At 75.7% G+C, this 22,028-nt stretch carries 20 protein-coding genes and 1 pseudogene; 13 read left to right on the top strand and 8 right to left on the bottom strand.

The window, feature by feature from the left end; genetic code table 11:
• The first annotated feature begins 5 nt into the window (after nt 1-5).
• Entirely contained in the window at nt 6-1,433 is a 1,428-nt protein-coding gene (locus G7075_RS10390; protein ID WP_166121598.1) for a phosphomannomutase/phosphoglucomutase, read from the top strand.
• Nucleotides 1,434-1,514: 81 nt separating this feature from the next.
• Complete coding sequence (locus G7075_RS10385) at nt 1,515-2,195, top strand: CHAP domain-containing protein (RefSeq protein ID WP_166121596.1); 681 nt, start codon at nt 1,515-1,517, stop codon at nt 2,193-2,195.
• Between the two features lie 50 nt (nt 2,196-2,245).
• Here the strand turns inward: G7075_RS10385 and G7075_RS10380 are convergent, their stop codons facing one another.
• Complete coding sequence (locus G7075_RS10380; RefSeq protein WP_166121594.1) at nt 2,246-5,326, bottom strand: AfsR/SARP family transcriptional regulator; 3,081 nt, start codon at nt 5,324-5,326, stop codon at nt 2,246-2,248.
• Nucleotides 5,327-5,471: 145 nt separating this feature from the next.
• On the opposite strand from G7075_RS10380, the gene G7075_RS10375 reads away from it, so the two are divergent.
• Nucleotides 5,472-5,678: a Trm112 family protein gene (locus G7075_RS10375; protein WP_166121592.1), complete on the top strand. Its 207-nt coding sequence runs from the start codon at nt 5,472-5,474 to the stop codon at nt 5,676-5,678.
• 95 nt (nt 5,679-5,773) lie between these two features.
• Entirely contained in the window at nt 5,774-6,925 is a 1,152-nt protein-coding gene (locus tag G7075_RS10370) for an SIS domain-containing protein (RefSeq protein WP_166121590.1), read from the top strand.
• A gap of 3 nt (nt 6,926-6,928) precedes the next feature.
• Here G7075_RS10370 and G7075_RS10365 read toward each other — a convergent pair whose 3' ends face one another.
• Complete coding sequence (locus G7075_RS10365) at nt 6,929-7,213, bottom strand: hypothetical protein (protein WP_166121588.1); 285 nt, start codon at nt 7,211-7,213, stop codon at nt 6,929-6,931.
• A 194-nt stretch (nt 7,214-7,407) separates the two neighbouring features.
• On the opposite strand from G7075_RS10365, the gene G7075_RS10360 reads away from it, so the two are divergent.
• The gene (locus G7075_RS10360) at nt 7,408-8,535 is read left to right on the top strand and encodes a hypothetical protein (protein WP_166121586.1); all 1,128 of its coding nucleotides are present in this window, start codon (nt 7,408-7,410) and stop codon (nt 8,533-8,535) included.
• Between the two features lie 3 nt (nt 8,536-8,538).
• Nucleotides 8,539-8,940 carry an HNH endonuclease signature motif containing protein gene (locus G7075_RS10355; RefSeq protein WP_166121584.1) on the top strand — a complete coding sequence of 134 codons (402 nt, stop codon included), beginning with the start codon at nt 8,539-8,541 and terminating at the stop codon, nt 8,938-8,940.
• Between the two features lie 30 nt (nt 8,941-8,970).
• Here the strand turns inward: G7075_RS10355 and G7075_RS10350 are convergent, their stop codons facing one another.
• The gene (locus tag G7075_RS10350; RefSeq protein WP_166121582.1) at nt 8,971-9,507 is read right to left on the bottom strand and encodes a YbaK/EbsC family protein; all 537 of its coding nucleotides are present in this window, start codon (nt 9,505-9,507) and stop codon (nt 8,971-8,973) included.
• Between the two features lie 41 nt (nt 9,508-9,548).
• Between G7075_RS10350 and G7075_RS10345 the strand changes: the two genes are divergently transcribed.
• A complete protein-coding gene (locus tag G7075_RS10345) occupies nt 9,549-10,568 on the top strand; it encodes a cation diffusion facilitator family transporter (protein WP_166121580.1) in 1,020 nt (339 codons plus the stop codon).
• 13 nt (nt 10,569-10,581) lie between these two features.
• On the opposite strand, the gene G7075_RS10340 is transcribed toward G7075_RS10345, so the two are convergent.
• Nucleotides 10,582-11,298 carry a hypothetical protein gene (locus G7075_RS10340; protein WP_166121578.1) on the bottom strand — a complete coding sequence of 239 codons (717 nt, stop codon included), beginning with the start codon at nt 11,296-11,298 and terminating at the stop codon, nt 10,582-10,584.
• The gene (locus G7075_RS10335) at nt 11,181-11,747 is read right to left on the bottom strand and encodes a hypothetical protein (RefSeq protein ID WP_166121576.1); all 567 of its coding nucleotides are present in this window, start codon (nt 11,745-11,747) and stop codon (nt 11,181-11,183) included. Before G7075_RS10335 ends, G7075_RS10340 begins: the two co-directional genes overlap by 118 nt.
• 235 nt (nt 11,748-11,982) lie before the next feature.
• Here G7075_RS10335 and ahcY point away from each other — a divergent pair.
• From ahcY to G7075_RS10315, 4 genes and pseudogenes are all read left to right on the top strand, one after another.
• A pseudogene (gene ahcY, locus G7075_RS10330) lies at nt 11,983-13,430 on the top strand (adenosylhomocysteinase).
• 195 nt (nt 13,431-13,625) lie between these two features.
• Nucleotides 13,626-14,675, top strand: coding sequence for a glycosyltransferase (locus tag G7075_RS10325; protein WP_166121574.1), 1,050 nt, complete (start codon nt 13,626-13,628; stop codon nt 14,673-14,675).
• Nucleotides 14,672-15,853 carry a dTDP-4-amino-4,6-dideoxygalactose transaminase gene (rffA, locus tag G7075_RS10320; protein WP_166121572.1) on the top strand — a complete coding sequence of 394 codons (1,182 nt, stop codon included), beginning with the start codon at nt 14,672-14,674 and terminating at the stop codon, nt 15,851-15,853. The genes G7075_RS10325 and rffA overlap by 4 nt, the downstream gene beginning before the upstream one ends.
• The gene (locus G7075_RS10315) at nt 15,850-16,617 is read left to right on the top strand and encodes a GNAT family N-acetyltransferase (RefSeq protein WP_166121570.1); all 768 of its coding nucleotides are present in this window, start codon (nt 15,850-15,852) and stop codon (nt 16,615-16,617) included. The genes rffA and G7075_RS10315 overlap by 4 nt, the downstream gene beginning before the upstream one ends.
• Here the strand turns inward: G7075_RS10315 and G7075_RS10310 are convergent.
• On the bottom strand, nt 16,514-17,782 hold the full coding sequence (locus tag G7075_RS10310) for a hypothetical protein (RefSeq protein ID WP_166121568.1): 1,269 nt from the start codon (nt 17,780-17,782) through the stop codon (nt 16,514-16,516). The genes G7075_RS10315 and G7075_RS10310 overlap by 104 nt on opposite strands.
• 352 nt (nt 17,783-18,134) lie before the next feature.
• The gene (locus G7075_RS10305) at nt 18,135-19,835 is read right to left on the bottom strand and encodes a hypothetical protein (protein ID WP_166121566.1); all 1,701 of its coding nucleotides are present in this window, start codon (nt 19,833-19,835) and stop codon (nt 18,135-18,137) included.
• Between the two features lie 276 nt (nt 19,836-20,111).
• Here G7075_RS10305 and G7075_RS10300 point away from each other — a divergent pair, with 276 nt between their 5' ends.
• The gene (locus G7075_RS10300) at nt 20,112-20,561 is read left to right on the top strand and encodes a GtrA family protein (protein WP_166121564.1); all 450 of its coding nucleotides are present in this window, start codon (nt 20,112-20,114) and stop codon (nt 20,559-20,561) included.
• A 7-nt stretch (nt 20,562-20,568) separates the two neighbouring features.
• Here G7075_RS10300 and G7075_RS10295 read toward each other — a convergent pair whose 3' ends face one another.
• A complete protein-coding gene (locus G7075_RS10295) occupies nt 20,569-20,793 on the bottom strand; it encodes a hypothetical protein (protein ID WP_166121562.1) in 225 nt (74 codons plus the stop codon).
• Nucleotides 20,794-21,530: 737 nt separating this feature from the next.
• Here G7075_RS10295 and G7075_RS10290 point away from each other — a divergent pair.
• On the top strand, nt 21,531-21,983 hold the full coding sequence (locus tag G7075_RS10290; RefSeq protein ID WP_166121560.1) for a hypothetical protein: 453 nt from the start codon (nt 21,531-21,533) through the stop codon (nt 21,981-21,983).
• The last annotated feature ends 45 nt before the right edge of the window (nt 21,984-22,028 follow it).

Here is a 22,028-nt window from a genome sequence, read left to right as displayed (position 1 = left end):
CGGCCATGACCGCTCGCTCCCTCGCCGACGTCGTCAAGGCCTACGACGTGCGCGGCACCGTGCCCGACCAGCTCGACGCCGAGGTGGCCCGCGCGCTCGGTGTCGCGTTCGCCGACGTCGTCGTGCGCCCCGACGGAGCGCCCGGCTGCGTGCTCGGCCACGACATGCGCGACAGCGGCCCCGGGCTGGTCGAGGCCTTCGCCGACGGCGTGCGCTCGCGCGGCCTCGACGTCACGCTCATCGGTCTGTGCAGCACCGACGGCCTCTACTACGCCAGCGGGTCGCTCGACCTCCCGGGTGCGATGTTCACGGCCAGCCACAACCCGGCGCGCTACAACGGGATCAAGCTGTGCCGCAGCGGGGCCCGTCCCGTGGGGCAGGACTCCGGCCTCGCCGACATCCGCAGCCTGGCCGAGCAGCTGCTGGCCGACGGCGTCCCCTCCGGCGAGCCCACCGGTGCCTTCGCCGAGCGTGACGTCCTCGCCGACTACGCCGGCTTCCTGCGCGGCCTCGTCGACCTCTCCGGCATCCGCCCGCTGAAGGTCGTCGTCGACGCCGGCAACGGGATGGGCGGGTTCACCGTGCCGGCCGTGCTCGGCACCGGTGCCGGGCTGCCCGCCCTGCCGCTCACCGTCGAGCCGCTGTACTTCGAGCTCGACGGCACCTTCCCCAACCACGAGGCCAACCCCCTCGAGCCCGAGAACCTGCGCGACCTCCAGGCCGCCGTCACGGCCCACGGCGCGGACATCGGGCTGGCCTTCGACGGCGACGCCGACCGGTGCTTCGTCGTCGACGAGCGCGGCGAGCCGGTGAGCCCGAGCGCCATCACCGCCCTCATCGCGCGCCGCGAGGTGGCTCGCGCGGTGGCCGACGGTGCCGACCCGGCCGACGTCGCGGTCGTGCACAACGTCATCACCTCGGCGCAGGTGCCCGAGGTCATCGCCGAGACCGGCGCCCGGGCCGTGCGCACGCGCGTCGGCCACTCGTTCATCAAGGGCGAGATGGCCCGGCACGGAGCGGTCTTCGGCGGCGAGCACAGCGCCCACTACTACTTCCGCGACTTCTGGTTCGCCGACACCGGGATGCTCGCCGCGATGCACGTGCTCGCCGCGCTCGGTGAGCAGGAGGCCCCTCTCAGCGGGCTGATGGCCGACCTCAGCCGCTACCCGGCCTCCGGCGAGGTCAACTCGACCGTCGCCGACGCCGCAGCGGCCACCGAGGCGGTGCTCGCCTGGGCCGAGGGGGAGGGCGTCACCGTCGACCGGCTCGACGGGCTCACCCTCGTGCACGCGGGCGGCGACGACGACCCGATGTGGTGGCTGAACCTGCGTGCCTCGAACACCGAGCCGCTGCTGCGCCTCAACGTCGAGGCCGCCGACTCGGTGACGATGGCCCGGGTCCGCGACACCGTGCTGGGCATCGTCCGCGGCTGACCCGCGCAGCCGCCGCGCAGCGCCCTCGCAGCGGCCCGGGACAGGCTCGGGGTGTCCCGGACACCCACCCAGGAGGCCGCCGTGAACCGTCGTCCCGTCCTCGCCCTCTCCCTCGCCTCGCTGTCCGCCGCGTCGTTGGTCGCCGCCCTGACGGCGGTGCCCGCGGCGGCCGACCCGCTGCCCGGCACCTCCGGCCTCTCGGCGCTGCGGCAGGCGACCGTCGACCGCGCCGACGCGGCCCTGAACAACCCCCGGGCCTTCAAGGTCGCCGGGTCCGAGACCGTCCACCAGAGCGTCGTGAAGCCGGCCCAGAACCGCAACGTCCTCGAGCTGTCGGGCAGCAACGACAACCGGACGGTCTTCAACCACTACAACGGCAACTCGTGGTGCGGCTCGTTCATCGCGGCGATGTGGACCGGGAAGACGATGCCCGACCCGGCGGCCTACCCGCGCATCCCGACGAGCTACGAGAGCTCGCAGGCGTGGCGCACCGACCCGCGGGTCGCCGGCCGGTTCCACGCGTACTCCGGTGCGGGGCAGACTCTCCCGAAGCCCGGTGACGTCCTCGTGTGGAGCGACGACGGGTCGAGCTGGGCCGGCCACGTCGGACTCGTCGTCAAGGTGACGGCGAGCACCCGGACCGTCCTCACGGTCGAGGGCAACGTCGACGGCGACGAGATCGCCCGCAAGAGCTACACCTGGCACACCGGCGGGCCGCTGCGGGCCGGCAAGACCTTCCGCGGGTACACCTCGCGCGAGTGAGCGCCCGACGCGGGGCCGACACCGGGCCGACGCCTGCGTGCGGCGGGGAGTCAGGCGGGGCCGGGGCTGCGCCGCTGCGGGGCCGCGGCACGTGAGGCGCTCGCGCGACGCAGGGCGGCCTGCTCGAGCCGCAGCGCCTCGCTCGCGCCGACCGCGTCGCCGGCGGCGTCGAGGGCGGCGGCCAGCACCTGGTAGGTGAAGGCCACGCTGAGCGGCCGGTCGAGCGCGGTGAACTCCTCGACCGCACCCCGCAGCTCGCTCTCGGCCTCGCCGAGCCGTCCGAGCGCGAGGAGGGCCCGGGCGCGGGTGCGGCGGGCGCGGGCGGTGAGGAAGGCGTCGAGCGAGGCCGAGGCCCGCTCGAGGCTGGTGCTCGCCTCCTCGAGCGCCTCGGCCGCGTGACCGCCCGCGAGGCTGACCTCGGCGCGGGCGTCGAGGGCGTACGAGTACATGTGCACGGCCTCCACCCCCGACAGGATGTCGAGCGACTCGTCGACGAGCAGGGTGGCGGGGCCGAGCTCGCCGGTGCGCCGCCGGGCCCGGGAGAGCTCGAGCGTGGCGAGGGCGTAGGCCACGGTCCGCGGTGTCTCCGTGAGGATCTCGCGGGCCCGCGTGAACTCGCGCGCGGCGTCGTCGAGCTCGTCGTAGTCGTTGTGGACCGTGCCGCGGGCGATGGCCGCCCACGCCGCGAGGGTGCTGTCGGTGGTGCGACCGATGGAGGCCTCGGCGGTGGCGATGGCCGCCTCGGCCTCGTCGCGCCGGCCGAGCGAGGTCGAGGCCTGGGCGCTGACGAGGGAGGCAGCCGCCGCGGCCGCGTGCGCGCCGAGCAGGAGCAGCCGGGGGCGCGCTGCCTCGGCCAGGTCGCGGGCGTCGCGGGAGGCCGAGCGCCGGTCCTGCAGCAGCCAGGCCCGGCACAGCAGGAGGTGGGCGGCCCCGAGCCGGCTGTCGTCGTCGGCCCCGTGCAACGCCTCGGCCACCTCGTGCTCGGCCTCGAACCACGCGTGCAGGTCGCTCGCGGCGTCGGTGCCGAGGGCCGAGTCGGCGAGCAGGCGCCACGAGAGGTCGGGCCGGTGCCCGGCCAGCGATCGAGCCAGCGCGACGAACAGCGGTGTCTCGGTGCGGAAGAAGCGCCGCGAGCGCCGTCGCACCCGCGGCGTGGGCTGCGGGGCGGTCAGGGTGGCCGGACGCGGCGCGACGGGTAGGAACCGGTGCGGCCGGTCCTCGAGGAAGGCGCCCGAGCGGGCCACGGCGGCCTCGGCGAGGGCCTGGGTCTCGTCCTGCGTGCCGGGGTCGGCGGCCAGGCCGCGACCCGCCCGGGCCCGGACGTGGGTGCGCACGAGGTCGTGCAGGCGGTACTGGGTGTCGTGGTCCTCGCGCAGGACCGGCTCGACGAGGCTGGCCTCGAGCATCGCGTCGAGGGCGGCGTCACCGGCGGCGGGGTCGCCCAGCACCGCGCCGGCGACCCATCCGCTGAAGGCGTCGGCGGGCAGGTGGGCGAGGGCCTCCACGCAGCGCCGGGCCGTGGGGTCGAGCCCCTCGAGCAGCTGGTCGAGGCTCTCGCGCAGCACCGCGATCTCGTCGGTGCCCGACCCGGGGCCGAGCCGCTCGAGTCGCTCGACGAGGTCGTCGAGCCCGAGGTCGGGACGCTGCGCGAGCCGTCCGGCGACCAGCCGGAGCGCCAGCGGCACGGCGCCGGTGAGCCGGACGACGTCGTCGACCGCGTCGGGGGCCTCGGCGACCCGCTCGTCGCCGACCAGCGCCTCGAACAGGCTGCGGGCCGCTGCGGGGTCGAGGCTGCGCAGCCGGACCCGCAGGCGCGCCCCCAGACCGCCCACGGGACGGCGCGAGGTGACCAGGGCCATCGACCCGGCACCGGCCGGCAGCAGGTCGGCGATGCGGCGGGCGTCCGCGCCCTCGTCCGTCCCCGTGACGTTGTCGAGCACGACGAGCACGCGACGGCCGTCGAGCAGCGAGCGGAAGAGGCCGGCCCGCGCGCGGGGCGAGGCGGGCACGGCCTCGGGGTGCACGCCGAGCAGGGGGAGGAAGGAGGTGACGACGGCCTCGACGGGGACGCCGCCGGGGGTGTTGGCGCCGTCGTGGTAGAGCGTGCCGTCGGGGAAGAGGTCGCGCAGGGCGTGGCCGGCCTCGAGGGCGAGGGCCGACTTGCCGGACCCCGGGAGGCCGGTGACGGCGACGACGACCGGGCCGTCGGCGAGCCCCTCGGCGGCCCGGCGGACCTCGGCCAGCTCGCCGGTGCGGCCCGCGAACGGGTCGGGACGGCGCGGGAGGGTGCGGGGGACCGGCAGCCCGAGTGCGGCGGGGTGGTGGGCCGGCTCCGCGGCGTCGGTGCCGGCGCTCGCGCTCGCGCTCGCGCTTCCGCCCGCGTCCTCCACCGGTTCCGGGCGGCGTGCCACGGGCACCCCGGACAGGACGAGGCGCTGGGCCTCGGCGAGCTGGTCGGACGGGCGCACCCCGAGCTCGTCGTCGAGGCGCGAGCGGGCCTCCTGGAAGACCTCCAGCGCGCGCCCCTGCTGCCCGGTGGCGGCGAGGGCGAGCATGAAGAGGGCGACGAAGCCCTCGTGGTACGGGTGCCGGGCGCAGAGCGCGTCGAGCTCGGCGACGAGCCCGTCGAGGGCGCCCGAGCGCAGCGCGGCGTCGTGCCGCTCCTCGAGCACCGAGAGGCGTTCCTGGGCGAGCCGGCCGCGCTCGACCTCGACGGCGGCCGTGGCCGGTGCCCCCTGGAGCGGGTCGTGGACGAAGAGCCCGAGGGCGGCGTCGTAGCGGCCGAGGGCGGCGGCGGGGTCCTCGGGGCGCAGGGCGCGGGCGGCGGTCACCTCCTCGACCCACCGGGCGAGGTCGACGGCGACTCCGTCCCCGAGCCGGTAGCCGCGGCCCTCGGTGACGATGACGGGCTGCTCGGTGCCGGCCTTGCGGCGGATGCCGGAGACGAGCGACTGCACGCGGTTGCGCACCGACGAGGGCGGGTCGCCGTCCCAGAGCCACTCGGCGAGGGTGTCGACCCCGACGTGGCCGTGCAGCGCCGCGGAGGCGAGCAGGCCGTGCTCGAGCTCGGTGAGCCGCACCGGGCCGGCGTCGGTGGACAGGCGCACCCTGCCGAGGATCTCGAGCTGCACCGTCCGTCCCTCCCACGTGTCGTCACACGGGACCCTAGGCAGCACCACCGCAGGTCACAACACGGACGCCCGGGGAGCACTCCCCGCGGCGAGCGGCGTGTGGAAGGATCGGGGCCGTCCCGGACGACCCCTGCGAGAGGACCCCATGAGCGAGCCGGCCGGCCCCAGCTCCCACGTCGAGCCCTGGCTGCGGGAGATCCTCCGCTGCCCCGCGTGCCGCAGCGAGCTGCGCGACGCCGAGGGCCCGACCGGTCCCGAGATGGTCTGCACGAACGAGTCGTGCGGGCTGGCCTACCGCGTCGACGAGGGCGTCCCGGTGCTGCTCGTCGACGAGGCGCGCCACCCCGCCTGAGCCACCGGCCGGTCCGCCGGCCACCGCCTCCGGCCGGGCCCCGGCCGCAGCCACCGGCCCGCGCGGCGCGGGCCCGACGCGAGGAGCCGCCTGCGATGGCGTGGGTCGACGAGAACCGGTTGGACGACGTCGAGGCCCTCGCGGCGCTCGACACCCGCGACACCCTGCGCTGGCTGGCCTCGGCCGGCGCGCAGGTGCGCCGAGCGCTCGTCGCCGCGGAGGAGGCCGGGGTCGGGAGGGTCGCCGGCGGCGAGCGACCCCGCTCGGTGCTCGTCGCGGCGCTCGGCGGCTCGGGCATCGTCGGCGACGTCCTCGACCTGCTCGCCGAGCCCGGTTCCCCGGTGCCCGTCGCGGCCCGCCGGGACGCACCGCTGCCCGGATGGGTCGGGCCGCTCGACCTCGTCATCGCGGTCTCGCAGTCGGGCCGGGCGGCGGGACCGCTGGCGCTGGCCGCCGAGGCCGCCCGTCGCGGCGCCTCGTTGCTCACCGTCGGGGCGGCCGGCTCGCCGCTCGCCGACGTCTGCGCCCGGGCCCGCGGCGTGCACGTCGACGTCGCGCTGCCGGCGCCGTCCTCGCGCACGGCGCTCTGGTCGCTGCTGACGCCCGTGCTCGTCGCCGCCGACGCCCTCGGGCTGGCGTCCAGCCCACCGTCGGTGCTCGAGTCCGTGGCCGACGTCCTCGACGAGGTGGCCGAGGAGTGCCGACCCTCGTCGGACGCCTTCGTCAACCCGGCCAAGGTGCTGGCCCTCGGGCTCGACGGCACCGTCCCCGTCGTCCTCGGCGACGGCGCGCTCACCGGCGTCGCCGCGTGTCGCGCGGCCCAGATGCTCTCGCGCACCGCTCGCGTGCCGGCGACGCACGGCGCCCTCCCGGATGCCGCGGCCTCCGTCGTCGCCACGCTCGACGGTCCGTTCGGCAGCGGCCTGGGCGCCGCTCCGACCGGCGGCGGTGACATCTTCGCCGACCCCTACCTCGACGGGCCGGCGGTGCCGCGGCTCGGGCTGCTCGCGCTGCGCGACCCGGCCCTCGGGCCCGCCGGGGCGTCCCTGGCCGAGGCGGTCCTCGGGTCGGCCCGCGAGTCCGGGGTGGTCGTCCTCGAGCAGGAGGCGCGCGCCGGGCACCCCGTCGAGCGGCTGGCCTCGCTCGTCGCACTCACCGACTACGCCGCGACCTACCTCGCCCTCGGGCTCGGCCTCGACCCGTCCGTCTCCCGGCACGTCACGGACCTGCGCGACCGCACGTCCTGAGGCTCACCCGTTCTCGGCGTGGTGGCGCCCGGTCCGGGCCTCCCGGGCCTCGCCGATGCTGCGCTCCTGAACGGCGCCCGGGTCGTGCGCGGGGTCGGGGACCGGGATGGAGGTCTCGACCTCGTCGCCCATCGCCTCGGCCCGCTCGAGCGCGTCGCCGTGCATCTCCGCGATGCCTTCCGCCTCGGTCCGCCACTGCCGCGCCGCCTTGCCGGTGCGCTGCTCGTCCTCCGCAGCCTGGCCCTGCTCGGCGGTCTGCTGCGCCTGCTCGCTCGGTTCGATGTCCATGACCGGTCGCTACCCGGGGCAGGCCGGCCGCAACCGTGAGGGCGTGCCGGTCCTCGCGCGTGGCGCCGGCGATGGGCGTGATGTGCGAGGTTGATGGGACGAAAGAGGTTGTCCAACAAACAGATTGATGAGATCAGCCATTGCCGGGGTGCCGTCGGGGAGTAGGATGGAACCCACGAGGGGAGGGGGAGCCGATGGTCGCGACGACAGCCGCAGACACGCTGGCCGAGCTCGCCGGCGACCTCCTCGACCGGCTCCACCAGGCCCCCACCGACCGGGACGGCTGGACAGCCCTCGTCACGTCCTGCCAGGGCGTGCCCAACGTCGTCACCGCCCTCCAGGACCAGGCCGTCGTCGAGCTGGCTCGCCGCGAGAGCGTGTGGGACGAGGACGGGACGCTCGGCGAGGTCGAGCACCTTGTCGGCACCGTCGCCCTCGACGCCGCCGACCTGCTGGCGCCCCTCGTCGGAGCCTCACACGGTCAGGCCCAGCGACGGGTCGAGACCGCGGTCCGCATCTGTGGTGGCCGCGAGCCGTCCGAGGCCGGCGACGGGGTGCGCGGCGCCGCCACCGGACTGCGCGGGCTGCACGCGGCGATGCTCGACGGGCGGCTCGACCCCTACCGCGCGTCCGTCGTCGCCACCGAGCTCGCCGAGGCGCCGGCCGACGTCGCCGCGGCGGTCGTCGACGCCCTCGACCCGTTCCTCGCCGACTCCGACGCCCCCGCCCTCCGTCGGCGCTGCCGCCGGCTCCTCGCGCGGATCTCGCCCGACCTCCTCCGGCAGCGCGCCGTGCGGGCTCGGTCCCGGTGCGGGCTGCGCCGCTGGGTGGCCGAGCCCGGCGTCGACACCTGGCTCGGCACGTTCCCCAGCGAGGATGCGGCCGCGGCCTGGACCGCCGTCGACCGGCTGGCCCACAGCTACGTCGGCGACGGCACCTGCGCCACCGTGGAGCAGGCCCGGGGCAAGGCCCTGACCGACCTCGTCCTCCAGCACTCGTCCGTCGACGTGCGGGTCGTCCTCACCGCCCCGGTCGACGGCGTCGAGGGTGCGTCCTCCACCCGGCCGGCCGCGGCCGAGGGCCCCGGCCGCGACGACGACCTCGTCCAGGTGCACGGATCGCGACCTTCCGAGCCGGTGCTCGTCCCTCGCGCCTGGGTCCGTGAGCACCTCGACCCGACGTCCGGCCCGCTCCCGTGCCACTCGATGAGCGGCGCCCGGCTCGACCCGGAGAGCCGGTTCGCGTCCGACGGCTACCGGCCGGGCGCCCGGCTCGCGGCCCTCGTCCGGGCCCGCGACGGCCGCTGCCGCTTCCCGGGATGAGCCGTGGCGGCCCGGTTCTGCGACCTCGACCACGTCCGGCCCTGGCCGCTCGGGCCGACCGCGGCCACCAACCTCCTGTGCCTCTGCCGTCGACACCACCGCCTCAAGCAGTCACCCGGGTGGCGGCTGCGCCTCGCTCCGGACGGCACGGCCACCTGGACCGACCCGACGGGTCGCCTGCGCACGACGGCGGCCCTCGACGCCCTCGAGTCGGTCGTGCTGCCCGCAGCCGACGCGGCGCGGTTCCCTCCTCGGGGCCCGGAGCCCCCGCCCCCGTGGAGCGCGCTCGAGAGCCGCCTCACGGTGCTCGCCGAGCACGCCCGACCGTGCCGGCTCGAGGTCCATGGCCGGGAGCACCATGGACGGCGCCACCGCTCGAGATGGCCCGAACGCCCGCCCTTCTGAGCGCCGCCCTCGTCGGCGCCCCGGCCGCCGTCAGCCCGTCGGCTGGGCCAGCGCCAGTGACCGTGCGCCCGGTAGCCGCAGGAGGTTCTCGCCGGTCAGCAGCAGCTTGCTGCGCCGCAGCCCGCTGCCGACGACGACCTCGCCGGCGGCCACGACCGCCTCGTCGACGAGCACCGGCCAGCCGTCCGGCAGCCCGACCGGTGTGATGCCGCCGTACTCCATCCCGGTGAGCCCCACCGCGTCGTCCATCGGGGCGAAGGAGATCTTGCGGACGTCGAGGTGGCGGCGCACCGCCCCGTTGACGTCGGCCCGGTGGGTGGCCAGCACCATGACCGCCGCGTACGACGTGACCCCACCCCGCTTCCCGGCGACGACCACGCAGTTGGCGCTGGCGCCCAGTGCGACGTCGTAGGCCTCGCAGAAGGCGGCCGTGTCGGCGAGGTCGGCGTCGATGGGTGCGACGAGCGCCCCGGGCACGGCCGCGAGGGCCGGATGGACCGGCGGAGCGAGCAGCTCGGGGTGGTCGGTGGCGGCGGCCCAGTCGAGGGTCCCGCGAGAGGTCGGCATGCAGTCGACGCTAGCCGACCCGCGGTCCCTAGGATCGGGTCATGGCGAGCGAGGGTGGACGAGCGGCGATCCTCGCGGCGCTGTTGGCGAACCTCGGGGTGGCGGTCACCAAGCTCGTCGCGTTCCTGCTCACCGGGTTCTCCTCGATGCTCGCCGAGGCCGTGCACTCCCTCGCCGACACGGGCAACCAGGTGCTGCTCCTCGTCGGCAGCCGCCGCGCCAGCCGCGACGCCACCCTCGAGCACCCCTTCGGCTTCGGGCAGCAGCGCTACGTCTACTCCTTCATCGTCGCGATCATGCTCTTCGTGCTCGGTGGTGTCTTCGCGCTCTTCGAGTCGTACGAGAAGGTGCGGGAGTCGTTGCACGAGAACGACTACGACCCGTTCGAGTCCCGCTGGTGGTGGGTGCCGCTCGCGGTGTTGCTCGTCGCGATGGTGCTCGAGGGGTTCAGCCTGCGCACCGCGGTGCGCGAGTCCAACGCCATCCGCCGGGGTCGCTCGTGGGTGCGCTTCATCCGCACGACGAAGTCCCCCGAGCTGCCCGTCGTGCTCCTCGAGGACTTCGGCGCGCTCATCGGCCTGGCCTTCGCGCTCACCGGTGTCGGGCTCACCCTGGTCACCGGCAACCCGGTCTGGGACGGCCTGGGGTCGGGGGCGATCGGCGTCCTGCTCGTCGGGCTCGCCGCGGTGCTCGCCGTCGAGATGAGCTCGCTGCTCGTCGGGGAGTCGGCTTCGCTGCCCGTGCGCCAGGGCATCCTCCGGGCCCTCGAGTCGCCCGAGGTGGTCGACCGGGTCATCAACAGCCGCACGATGCACCTCGGCCCCGACGAGCTGCTCGTCGCCGCCAAGCTCGCGGTGGGGGAGACCGACAGCGCGGCCGAGGTGGTCGCGGCCATCAACGAGGCCGAGCGCGCCGCGCGCGAGAGCGTGCCGCAGCTGCGCCTCGTCATCTACCTCGAGCCCGACCTCGACACCGCCCCCGGCAGCCCGAGCGTCGACGGCCCCGGGCATCCCTCCGTCGACGTCTCCGAGTCCGACGTCGAGGACGCCTCCCGCGGCTGAGCTCCGTTCCCGCTCAGGGGATGCGGGCGGCGGAGACGTCGGCGACGACGAACACGTAGCGGATCCACACCCACTGGAGCACCACCTCGAGCGCCACGACGACGGCGAGCAGGACGGCGCGGCGCCGCGGCGTCAGGTGCGCGGCCATCGGACCGAGCGTGCCGAGCGGGACGAGGGTCAGCAGGGTGTGCCGGACGATGCCGGCGTTCGGCGGCGCGGTCGCGAGCACGAAGAGCAGGTAGACCCCGGCCCAGGTGCCGAGGTGGTCGGCGGGGCCGTCCGGGGTCCTCCGCCTCAGCCGCAGGGCGACGAGCGCGACGAGGATCACCACGAAGAGGACGACGGGCACCTGCAGCCCGTTGGTCCACAGGCCGCTGAACCACCCACCGACCGAGAGGCCGTCGGACCGCCAGGCCTTGAGCGTCGTCGAGTAGGCCGTGGCCGACCCCGAGATGACGCCCGCGAGGACCGGCCAGAGGAACGCGAGGGCGCCGATCCCGACGACCCGGGCGAGCAGCACCCGGTCGGCGAGCAGCGTCCGCACGTGGCCGTCGGCGGCGCGCCAGCGGACCACGAGGACCAGCAGGGCCACGGGCAGCAGCACCGGGCGGGTCAGCGCGAGGGCCGGGGCCACGGCCCACGCGACCCGCCAGCGGTCCTCGGCGACCGCGCGGAGCAGGACGACGACGAGGAGCAGCGCCAGTCCGTCGCTGTACGCGGCCTGGAGCACCGGCGCCGCCGGGAAGAAGGACAGGACGAAGACCGCGGCGACCGCGGCCCCCGGCCCCGGGTCACGAGCAGCCACCGGAAGAGCAGGACGACGGCCGCCGCCGACGCCACGAGGCTCACGCCCGAGGCCGCGGCCTCGAAGCCCAGCCCGGTGACGGCCATCACCGCGCGCACGAGGAAGGGGTAGACGGGGGAGAAGGCCAGGGCGCTCTGGTCCGAGGCCCGGCCGTCCGCCACCGCCCCGTACCCGTGCAGGGCGATCGTCTTGAACCACTGCCCGTCCCAGTTCGACAGGACCTCGAGGTAGGAGGGGTTCGCCGGACGGGTGCCCTCGACGTGCCAGAAGGGGTCGTCGGTGAGGTCCGGCTGGAGCCGGGCGGTGACGGCCAGCATCACGCCGGAGACGACGCGCGCGACGGCGAAGACCGCGAGCGGCACGAGCAGGTCCACGGGCGGGCGCCGGACCGTCGCTGCAGGCCGGGTGGCGGAGGTGCTCGGTGCGCTCGGGGACACGCCGCGCAGGCTAGCCGCCCGTCGAACCCCTGTCGCGGCTTTGCGGGGCACGGGGGCCGTTGCGGTACCCTGAACGACGCACTACCGGCCTGGGTGATGACCCTCGCACTGCGCGGCCCAGATGGGCGACGCCGGTCAACTCGAACACACGATGTCTCCGAGGAGCTCACGCATGTCCGTTGACCACAAGGTCCGCGACCTCTCGCTCGCCGAGTCCGGTCGCCACCAGATCCGCCTCGCCGAGCACGAGATGCCCGGCCTGATGTCCCTGCGCGCCGAGTTCGGCGACAGCCAGCCGCTCAAGGGCGCGCGCATCGCCGGCTCGCTGCACATGACCGTGCAGACCGCCGTCCTCATCGAGACGCTCACCGCGCTCGGTGCCGAGGTCCGCTGGGCCTCCTGCAACATCTACTCGACCCAGGACGAGGCCGCCGCGGCGATCGTCGTCGGGAAGGGCACCCCCGAGGACCCCCAGGGTGTCCCCGTCTTCGCCTGGAAGGGCGAGACCCTCGAGGAGTACTGGGACTGCACCGAGCAGATCCTCACCTGGCCGGGTGGCCAGGGTGCCAACATGATCCTCGACGACGGTGGCGACGCCACGATGCTCGTCCACAAGGGCAAGGAGTGGGAGACCGCCGGCCAGGTGCCCCCACGACCGAGGAGGACACCGAGGAGTTCGGTGTCTTCAAGGCCCTCGTGCGCCGCACGATGCAGCAGGACCCGCAGAAGTGGACCACGGTCGCCGCCGAGATCAAGGGCGTCACCGAGGAGACCACCACCGGCGTCCACCGCCTCTACCAGCTGGCCGAGGCCGGCGAGCTGCTCTTCCCGGCGATCAACGTCAACGACTCGGTCACCAAGAGCAAGTTCGACAACAAGTACGGCTGCCGCCACTCGCTCATCGACGGCCTCAACCGCGCCACCGACGTCCTCATCGGCGGCAAGGTCGCCGTCGTGGCCGGCTACGGCGACGTGGGCAAGGGCTGCGCCGAGTCGCTGCGCGGCCAGGGCGCCCGGGTCATCGTCACCGAGATCGACCCCATCTGCGCGCTGCAGGCCGCGATGGACGGCTACCAGGTCGCCAAGCTCGACAGCGTCATCGACCAGGCCGACATCATCGTCACCTCGACGGGCTGCTTCAACGTCGTCACCGCCGAGCACATGCAGCAGATGAAGAACAAGGCGATCCTCGCCAACATCGGCCACTTCGACAACGAGATCGACATGGCCGGCCTCGCGAAGGTCGGGGGCATCCAGAAGCAGGAGATCAAGCCGCAGGTGCACGAGTGGACCTTCGAGGACGGCGACTCGATCATCGTCCTGTCCGAGGGCCGCCTGATGAACCTCGGCAACGCCACGGGCCACCCGAGCTTCGTGATGTCGAACTCCTTCTCCAACCAGACGATCGCCCAGATCGAGCTGTTCGGGAAGACCGACGAGTACTTCGACGAGGACGGCAAGCCGGAGGTCAAGACCCTCCCGAAGCACCTCGACGAGAAGGTCGCCGAGCTGCACCTCGAGGCCCTCGGGGTCGAGCTCACCGAGCTCACCAAGGAGCAGGCCGAGTACCTCGGCGTCGACGTCGCCGGCCCGTACAAGCCGGAGCACTACCGCTACTGAGCCCAGCGCCCCGAGCCCAGCGCTCGGTTCGCGGCCACGAGGGCGCCGTCGGGGACTCCCCGGCGGCGCCCTCGGTCGTCCGCCCCGAGTCGGGTCGGCCGAACGTCCAGTTGTCCCGGCGTCCCCTCGCCCCCTGCGATCCCGCGCTCCTAGCGTCGACCCGTCACAGTCGGACGGTTCTGCAGGAGGCTCACGGTGTCGGACACGCACCCCTCCTCCCGCACGTCCCCGGACGCGCAGTCCGGCGCCGCGTGGCCGGGCGGCGTCTCGGTCGTCGTCCCCTGCTACCGCTCCGAGGGCACGGTCGCCGACCTCGTCCGCGGCCTCCTCCCCGTCCTCGCCGGGCTCACCCCGCACCACGAGGTCGTCCTCGTCGTCGACGGCTCGCCCGACGACACCGCCGGCGCGGCCCGTGCGGTGGCCGCGGAGCACGCCGCCCACCTCGTCCGGGTCGTCGAGCTGCGGCGCAACTACGGCCAGCACAACGCCCTCCTCGCCGGTGTGGCCCGCGCGCGGTACGCCGTCACGGTCACGATGGACGACGACCTGCAGCACCGCCCCGACCAGGTCGCGACGCTCCTGGCCCCGCTCGCCGACCCGCGCGTCGACCTCGTCTACGGGGTCGCCGTCGACGAGGAGCACGGCGCCGCCCGCTCGTTCGCCTCGCGGCTCGTCAAGTCCGCCCTGGCCATCGCCGGTGTCCCGAACGCACGTGACGTCAGCGCCTTCCGGGCCTTCCGCACCGACCTGCGCGAGGCCTTCAGCCACGTCACCGACCCGTTCGTCTCGCTCGACGTCGTCCTGTCGTGGGCGACGACCTCGGTCGAGCGCGTCCCCGTGCTCATGGACCACCGGAGCGTCGGCACCTCGAACTACACCGTCCGCGGCCTGCTCAAGCACGCGGCGAACATGGCGACGGGCTACAGCGTCCTGCCCCTGCGCCTCGTGACGATGCTCGGCCTCGCGGTGTCGGTGCTCGGGGTCGTCGCCCTCGTCGCCGTCCTCGGGATGTACTGGACCGGCCGGATCCAGGTCGCCGGCTTCACGACGGTCGTCGCGATGCTCGGCATCCTCTCCGGCGCGCTGATGCTCTCGCTCGGCATCGTCGGGGAGTACCTGGGCCGCCTGCACGTCCGCTCGATGCAGCGACCCGCGTACGTCGTGCGGCCCGAGCCGCTGCGCACCGGTGGCCTCCTCGAGGTACCCGCCGCGACCGGCGCCGCCGCGCTGGGGGACCGGTCGTGACCGTCCGCACCCGGCGCGCCCCGGCTGCCACGCGGGTCGTCGCCCCCGTCCGGTTCACCGCTCCCTATCGCACCGGCCGCGAGCAGGAGCTGCTCGCGCAGGTCCTCGCCTCGCCGATGTGGCACGGCGACGGCGTCCACACCCGGACGGCCGAGGCCCTGCTGCGCGAGCGGCTCGGCGGTGGGTCGGTGCACCTCACGCCCTCCTGCACCCACGCGCTCGAGCTGGCCGCGGTGCTCCTCGACCTCGGACCGGGCGACGAGGTCGTCTGCCCGAGCTTCACGTTCACCTCCACCGCGACGGCCATCGCCATCCGCGGGGCCACCCCGGTGTTCGTCGACGTCCGCCCGGACACCCTCAACCTCGACGTCGACGCGGTCGCCGACGCGCTGACCGAGCGGACCCGGGCCGTCTTCGTCGTGCACTACGGCGGGGTCGCCGCCGACGTCGAGCGGCTCCGGGCCCTCTGCGACGCGCGCGGCCTGGCCCTCGTCGAGGACAACGCCCACGGCCTCGGTGGTGCGTGGCGGGGCCGCCCCCTCGGGTCCTTCGGCACCTTCGCGACGCAGAGCTTCCACGACACCAAGAACGTCACGAGCGGCGAGGGCGGGGCGCTGGTCGTCAACGACCCAGCCCTGCGCGCGCGGGCAGAGGTGGTGCGGGAGAAGGGAACCGACCGCTCCCGCTTCCTGCGCGGCGAGGTCGACAAGTACACGTGGCAGGACCAGGGGTCCTCCTACCTCCCGAGCGAGCTGCAGGCGGCCGTCCTCGTCGCCCAGCTCGAGGCCTTCGACGAGATCCAGGCGCGGCGCCACCGGGTCTGGGACCGCTACGCCGCCGAGCTGGCGCCGTGGGCCGCCGCCCACGGGGTGCAGCAGATGGTCGTGCCGGACGGTGCCGAGCACCCGGCCCACCTCTACTACCTGCTGATGCCCTCCGCGGCCGACCAGGCCGGCATCATCCACCACCTCGGCACGCAGGAGGTCTCGGCGGTCTTCCACTACCAGCCGCTGGACTCCTCACCGGGTGGGCGCAGGCTCGGGCGCACGCCCCGGCCCTGCACCGTCACCGCGGACGTGGCCGCACGCCTCGTGCGGCTCCCGCTGCACGCCGGCCTCACCACGCCGGAGGTCGACCGGGTGGTCTCGGCAGTGACCGCCTATCGTCCCGTGGCATGAGCTGGGACGACCTCGAGGGCACCGGGATCCGCACGAGCGCGAGCGAGCTCGACACCCGACGCTTCGGGTTCCCCGTGGCCCGGCTGACCGTGGGGCGCGACACGACCGACGCCCAGGCCGCGCAACACGTCGTCGACGACCTCGAGCGGCTCGCGCCCGCGGTGACCGTCGCCCGCTGGCCCGCCGACCGGGTCGGGCTCGCCGGCGAGCTGGTGCGCCGCGGCCTGCAGGTCCTGCCCGCCGACACCCTCGTCTACTGGGCGGGGGAGGTCGCTGACGTTCCTTCCGGAGGGGAGCCGGGGCCGGTGTCGCTGGCCGACGCCCCCGCGCTGGCGCCGGCCGTGGAGGAGCTCGTCGCCGCGACCTTCGCCGACTACCCGACGCACTACCTCGCGTCCCCCGACTTCCCGCCCGACCTCGTGCTCGCGGGCTACGTGGAGTGGGCCGGCCGCACCGCGCGCGAGCACCCGGAGGACGTCCTCCTCCAGCTCGTCGACGGGGTCCCGGCCGCGGTCGCCACGACCGCGCGCGTCGACGGCGGCCGCGGCGTCGAGGTGCTGCTCGCCGGCACCCACCCCGACCACCGGGGCCGGGGGGTGTACCGGGCGCTGCTCGCAGGCGTCCTCGCCCGTGCCGGTGCGGACGGGGCCCAGCGGGTCGTCATCTCGACGCAGGCCTCGAACACCGCCGTCCAGCGCGTGTGGTGCACCCTCGGGCTGAGGCCGGTGTCCGCCTGGACCACGGTGCACCTGCGCCGTGGCTGAGCCGGCCGGGCCGGACCGTCGCGGGTCGGCGGCCACCCTCCCGCTCGTCCTCGTCGCGGTCGTGTCCGCGGCGGTCCTCGTGCTGCTCCTCGGCTCCGCGTGGCGCGGGCTGGACCCCATCGACGAGAGCTACGTGCTGCGCCTCGTGCGCTTTCCCGAGGCGTCGGTGCCGGCCGGCGAGGTCTACCTCTTCCCGTTCCTGGTCCACCCGCTGCTGGCCCTGTGCGGCAACGACATCGGGCTCTTCCGGCTCGTGGGCGACCTCCTCGTCGGTGCGGTGGCCGCCGGGTGCTTCGTCGAGGCCGCCGCGCTCGTCGTCCGCCACCCTCGACGCCTCCCGCTCGCCGTCGGCGCGACGGCCGCGGCCGCGTCGGCGCAGGTCGTCTTCCTCCTCGAGGTGCGGGTCCTCAGCTACCGCTCGCTCGCCCTCGTCGGCCTGCTGCTCGCCGCGTGGGGCGTGGCCCGCCTGCAGCGGGGGCGTCCGGTCGGGGGAGGGGTGCTCGTCGGCGTCGGCGCCTGCGTCACGTTCGTCGCGAAGCCGACGTCCGCGGTGGCCCTCGCGCTGGCCGTCATCGTCCTCGCGGTCTGGGCGCGTCCTCCGCTGCGCGCCCTCGGGGCCGCCGTGCTCGGTCTGCTCGCCGGGCTGGCGGTGGTCCTCGTGCTCGCGCGGATGACCCCCGCCGAGGCCGTCCGCTACCTCGTCGGCGGGTTCGACGTCGTCGACCGGATCGGGGCCTACCCCAGCCTTGCCCAGCTGCTCGGCCTGGGCCCGGTCGACGTCGGGAGCCTGCTCCTCGCGGTCCCGCTGCTCGTGGTGCTCGGCGCGTGGCTGCTCGGCCGCCGGCACGCCGACGACGACGTGGCGCGGGTCGACGTGCTCGTCGCCCCGGTGCTCACGGTGGTCGGCATCGCGACGGCGTGGCTGGCCGTCCAGCTGCTGTCCCAGGCCACCAACGGCTACCGCGCGCTGGGCCTCGGTGTGGTGCTCCTCGGCCTGGCCCTGACGGCGCTGTGGGGATGGGAGCCCGACCGGCGCCGCACGGTCCTGCCCGTGCTCGTCCTGCTCGCCCTCGTCCCGTACCTGTACGCCGTGGGGTCCAACCGGGCCCTGCTGACCACGGCCGGACAGACGAGCGTCGCCTGGGTGCTCCTCGCCGCCCTGCACGTCGTCCGCTGCACCGACCGCCCCACGGCGGCCGAGGCCTCGTCGGCTGCCCGGCGGTCTCCGTCGGTCGCGGCCGGTCTCCTCGTCGCGGCCACCTCGTGCGTCGTCGTCATGGTGGCCGCCCTGTGGTGGGACGGTCCGCTCGGCGCGCAGCCCGGCCGCGCCACCGAGCCCGTCCGCGTCCTCGGGGGACCCTCGACGTGGCACCGGCGGCAGCGGCGGCGCTCGGGCCGCTGCACGAGGTGGCACTCCGGGGCGGCCTCGACGAGCGCACCCCGGTCGTCGACCTCAGCGGCACCGAGCCCGCGGCCGCCCTCGTCCTGGGCGGGCCGCCGCTGGGGCGCGCGCACCTCTACACGGCGTGGTCGGGCGGTGTGGAGTCGGCCCGGCTGGCCCTCTCGAAGGTGTCGTGCCAGGAGCGGGCGCGGGCGTGGGTCATCGTGCCGGCCTCCGGCACACCGCCGCTCGCCGACGCCTGGGCCACCGACTGGTCGCGCGCGGTGGGGGAGTACGAGGTCGCGCACCGGTACCCCGGGTTCGCGAGGAGTGCGCGGACGGAGCTGCTCGTGCTCCGTCCCGGACCGGGGGTCGCTGCCGCCCTCGGGTGCGGCTGAGGCCCGCGGTCAGCGGGCCGGGAGCACCAGCTGCCAGCCGCCACCCTGCGCGTCGACGTCCCACCCGGAGCGCACGAGCGTGTCGGCGGCGGGGAGCCGTCGCGCACCAGGGCCGCCGCGCACCCCCGGCGCTGCACCTCGGCCTCGGTCCCGGGACCGCCGGCGACGAACCGCGTGTAGGCCCGCAGGTCCTCCGGCGTGTAGAGCTCGGTGCGACCGTCGATGACCGGGACGAGGTCCGGGTGGGACCACCAGAGCCAGCCGCCGGCGTCGTAGTCGTTGCAGACGACCGTGCCGGCCGGCAGCGCGGACAGCCTCGGCGAGAGCGCCGTCGGGAAGCCGACGGGCGTGCTCGCCTGCGCCGGCGCGACGAGGGCCGTGAGCCCGAGGCCGAGAACGGCGGCGACGGACACGGCGAGCACCTCGGTCCGCCCGGTGCGCTCGCGCTCGAGCGGCACCCGGCGCTGCACGGCGGCCGCCAGCAGGGGGACGAGGAGCACGGCCGCCAGGGAGACCGTGCGGCCGTGGGCGACCAGGAGGTAGGCCGCGACGACGAGGACGCCCACCTCGGCCCAGTGCGGGGGGTCCCCGAGCGACCAGAGCACGACGAGCACGACGGCCATCGCGCAGCCGGCCACGAACGCGGGGGCGCCGGGCGACGGCGGCAGCCACTCCTCGATGAAGCCGGTGATCGTGCTGACCTCGAACGGCGCCGTGAGCAGTCGCGGACCGACCGGGGTGAGGGCGGCCACGACGAGGGTCGCCGCGGCCAGCGCCGACGACCGGACGACGGCCCGGGCCGGGGCGCGCTCGAGGACGAGGCCCACGACGACGACCGCGCCGAGCGCGGGGACGAGGAACCAGAAGCCGTGGCAGCAGGCCCACGCCCAGGTGAGCGGGGCGAGCCACCACCGGGGGCGGTGGTCGTGCGCTGTCGACAGCCACACGCCTGCAGCGATCACGGTGAGCGGCAACGAGATCGACTGCGGACGGGCCGAGAGCGTCATCGAGGCCCCGACGAGCGCGACGACGGCGACCCCCGCCGACACGAGGACGGAGGCGCGGCGCCGGGCGACGGAGTAGGCGGCGACGACGGTGGTCACGGCGAACGCGGTGACCAGCCAGGCGACGCCCGCCAGCCCCGCGACGTCGTGGACGCCGGCCATCAGCAGGTCGCCCAGCCACTGGTGGCGGATCCACTCGTGCGTCGTGAACGGACTCCAGGGGTCGGGCCCGACGAGGTCGAGGGACCGGCGCAGCTCGGCGCCCGTGCGCAGGTGCCACCACGTGTCGGGGTCGTCGACCCGGTGGAGGGTCTGGACCGCGGCGACGACGACGAGCAGGACGACGGGGGTCAGCCGGCCGGCCAGCGGGATGCGCCAGGGGCGGTCCGTGCGGTCCTCGGGCTCGGCGTCGAGGACCGCCGTCCGCTCGTCCACGTCACACTCCTCGCCGTCGGCAGCCGGTGCCGGTCCCGCCGCAGCGAAGATAGCGGCCGGGGCGGCCGGGGCGGATGCGGGTCGCATCGTCCGTTCGGGTCTTTCGCCCCTGCGGCGGCCGCCCGTGACGCGGGCCGGTGCCCGCCCGGTACCCCGTTCGTCCCGGGCCGTCGGCCGAACGGCCCCAATGCGGGCCCGGCCTCTGGGCGCCGGAGCCGGGGCGGCCCTAGCGTGGCCGGCGTCCGTCCCACACCGCCCGACGCCCGAAGGAGTCCGATGGCCCAGCCGACCCTGGCCCCCGCGCCGGTCGCTCCCGACCTCGGGCGGCTCCGGCGCACGTGGGCGTCGCTGCCCGTCGTCGTGCGCTACGGCGTCGTCGGCGGCGTGACCCAGGTCGTCTACCTGTCGGTGCTCGGCGGCGCGCTGGCCCTCGGGGCGCACTACCTCGTCGGGCTCGTCGCGGCCCAGCTGAGCGCCATCGCCTTCGCCTTCCCGGCCTACCGGGGCCTGGTCTTCCGGGCCGACGGTCCGCTCGGGCGGCAGGTCGCCACGTTCCTCGGCATCTGGTGGACGGGCGCGGCCACGAGCCTCGTCGGCGTGCCGCTGTGCGTCGAGGCGTTCGGGCTGCGGCCCTTCGTCGCCCAGCTGCTCGTCCTCGTGCTGGTGGTCAGCCTCTCCTTCCTCGGCCACCTCCGGGTGACCTTCCGGCAGCGCCCCGCCGCCTGAGCGAGGGTCAGCGCCGCACCCACACCCCGAGCCCCGGCACCGAGCCGGCGGCTCGCCACGCCGGGTCCGCGTCGAGGGCCGCCGCGAGCCGCCCGGTCGGTACGTCGGCGGCCGACAGCACGGCGCAGGTGGCACCCGCCACCGCCGGCACGTCGGTGGCGGAGCCGGACAGGACGTCGAGGGCCTCCCGGTTGCGCTCGGCCCCCAGTAGTCGGCGCGCGTGTCGATCCACACGCGGACGTCGGGGCGCAGCAGCAGGATCGGCCCCGCCGACGCCGGGTCGGACACCAGCCGGCAGCCGCGGGGGAGGGCGTCGACGACGGCCGCCTCGGCCGGCCGCCCGAGCCGGGCACCGGCGAGCAGGACGAGCGGGCCGAGCAGCACCAGCGTGAGCCACCCGACGACCCGCCAGGGGGCGCCGACCGACCACCGCCGCACCACCGGGCTGCGGAAGGCCCCGGTCGGCTCGACCGCACGAGCCCGGGCCCCGGCGCGCGACGCGAGGCGGGTGGCCCCGACCGCCGCGAGCGGGGCGAGGGTCAGCAGGGCCAGGCCGACGAACCGCACCCCGAGCAGGCCACCCGCCGCCGCCGGGGCCGCGAGCACCAGCAGGGCGGCCGCGAGCCCGACCCGGGGGTCGCGGGCCCGGTCCGGCCACCGGCGGAGGGTGCGCACGACGCCGACGACGGCCAGGACGAGGGCGACCGCCGCCGTGGGCAGCCACCGCAGCGCCAGCCCCGGGGCCGCCGGGGACATCCACTCGAGGATGACGCCGTCGGCGGCGTCCTGCACCGTGCGCGTGACCGCCCAGACCTGCGTGCCGTACGGGCCGGCGAGCACGCCCGCCCCCAGCCCGAGACCCGTGGCCACCACGACGACCACCCCGCGGACCCGGCCGAGGGACGGCGTCGCGAGGCAGAGGACGACGACGGCGAGCCACAGGGCCGGCGCCAGCAGCAGCCAGGAGAGGTGGACCCAGCTGCCGGCGGAAGCGACCGCGAAGCCGCCGAGCAGCCCGCCGGCCCCGAGGGCGAGGACCGGCAGGCGGGCGGCCGGCCCGCGCACCCGGTCGGCACCGAGCACCGCCGCGAGGAAGAGCGACTGGGCCACGAGGGTGGCGCGCGGCGAGACCATCGGCAGGGCGAGGAGCAGGACGGCGAGGACGCCGCCGAGGGCCGGGAGCGGACGCGCCCCGAGCCGGCGTGCGGTCGCCAGGACGAGCGTGGTGAAGAGCAGCATCGAGGCGAGGGAGACCCGAAGAAGCCGGCGAAGCCCGCGGCGTGCCAGCCCGTCGCGAGCGCGTCGTTCCAGGCCGGCGAGGTCTGGGTGAAGAGCCGGTCGACGGGCGCCCAGCTCCAGGAGTCGGGGCGCGAGAGCGGCGCCCCGCGCAGGTTCTCGAGGCCGGCGCGCACCTGCCAGTAGGGGTCGCGCTCGTCGACGACACCGGCCCGCACGACGGCCAGGGCG

This window comes from Phycicoccus sp. HDW14 (assembly GCF_011383005.1).
Taxonomy (GTDB): Bacteria; Actinomycetota; Actinomycetes; order Actinomycetales; family Dermatophilaceae; genus Phycicoccus.
Note: the sequence above shows the minus strand (reverse complement) of the source record. Positions and strands in the feature narration are given on the sequence as shown.

Bases quoted from the DNA above. Each gene is read 5' to 3' on its own strand.
- G7075_RS10390 (WP_166121598.1), top strand. From the start codon at position 6: ATGACCGCTCGCTCCCTCGCCGACGTCGTCAAGGCCTACGACGTGCGC.
- G7075_RS10375 (WP_166121592.1), top strand. From the start codon at position 5,472: ATGAGCGAGCCGGCCGGCCCCAGCTCCCACGTCGAGCCCTGGCTGCGG.
- G7075_RS10370 (WP_166121590.1), top strand. From the start codon at position 5,774: ATGGCGTGGGTCGACGAGAACCGGTTGGACGACGTCGAGGCCCTCGCG.
- G7075_RS10365 (WP_166121588.1), bottom strand. From the start codon at position 7,213: ATGGACATCGAACCGAGCGAGCAGGCGCAGCAGACCGCCGAGCAGGGC.
- G7075_RS10360 (WP_166121586.1), top strand. From the start codon at position 7,408: ATGGTCGCGACGACAGCCGCAGACACGCTGGCCGAGCTCGCCGGCGAC.
- G7075_RS10350 (WP_166121582.1), bottom strand. From the start codon at position 9,507: ATGCCGACCTCTCGCGGGACCCTCGACTGGGCCGCCGCCACCGACCAC.
- G7075_RS10345 (WP_166121580.1), top strand. From the start codon at position 9,549: ATGGCGAGCGAGGGTGGACGAGCGGCGATCCTCGCGGCGCTGTTGGCG.
- G7075_RS10315 (WP_166121570.1), top strand. From the start codon at position 15,850: ATGAGCTGGGACGACCTCGAGGGCACCGGGATCCGCACGAGCGCGAGC.
- G7075_RS10300 (WP_166121564.1), top strand. From the start codon at position 20,112: ATGGCCCAGCCGACCCTGGCCCCCGCGCCGGTCGCTCCCGACCTCGGG.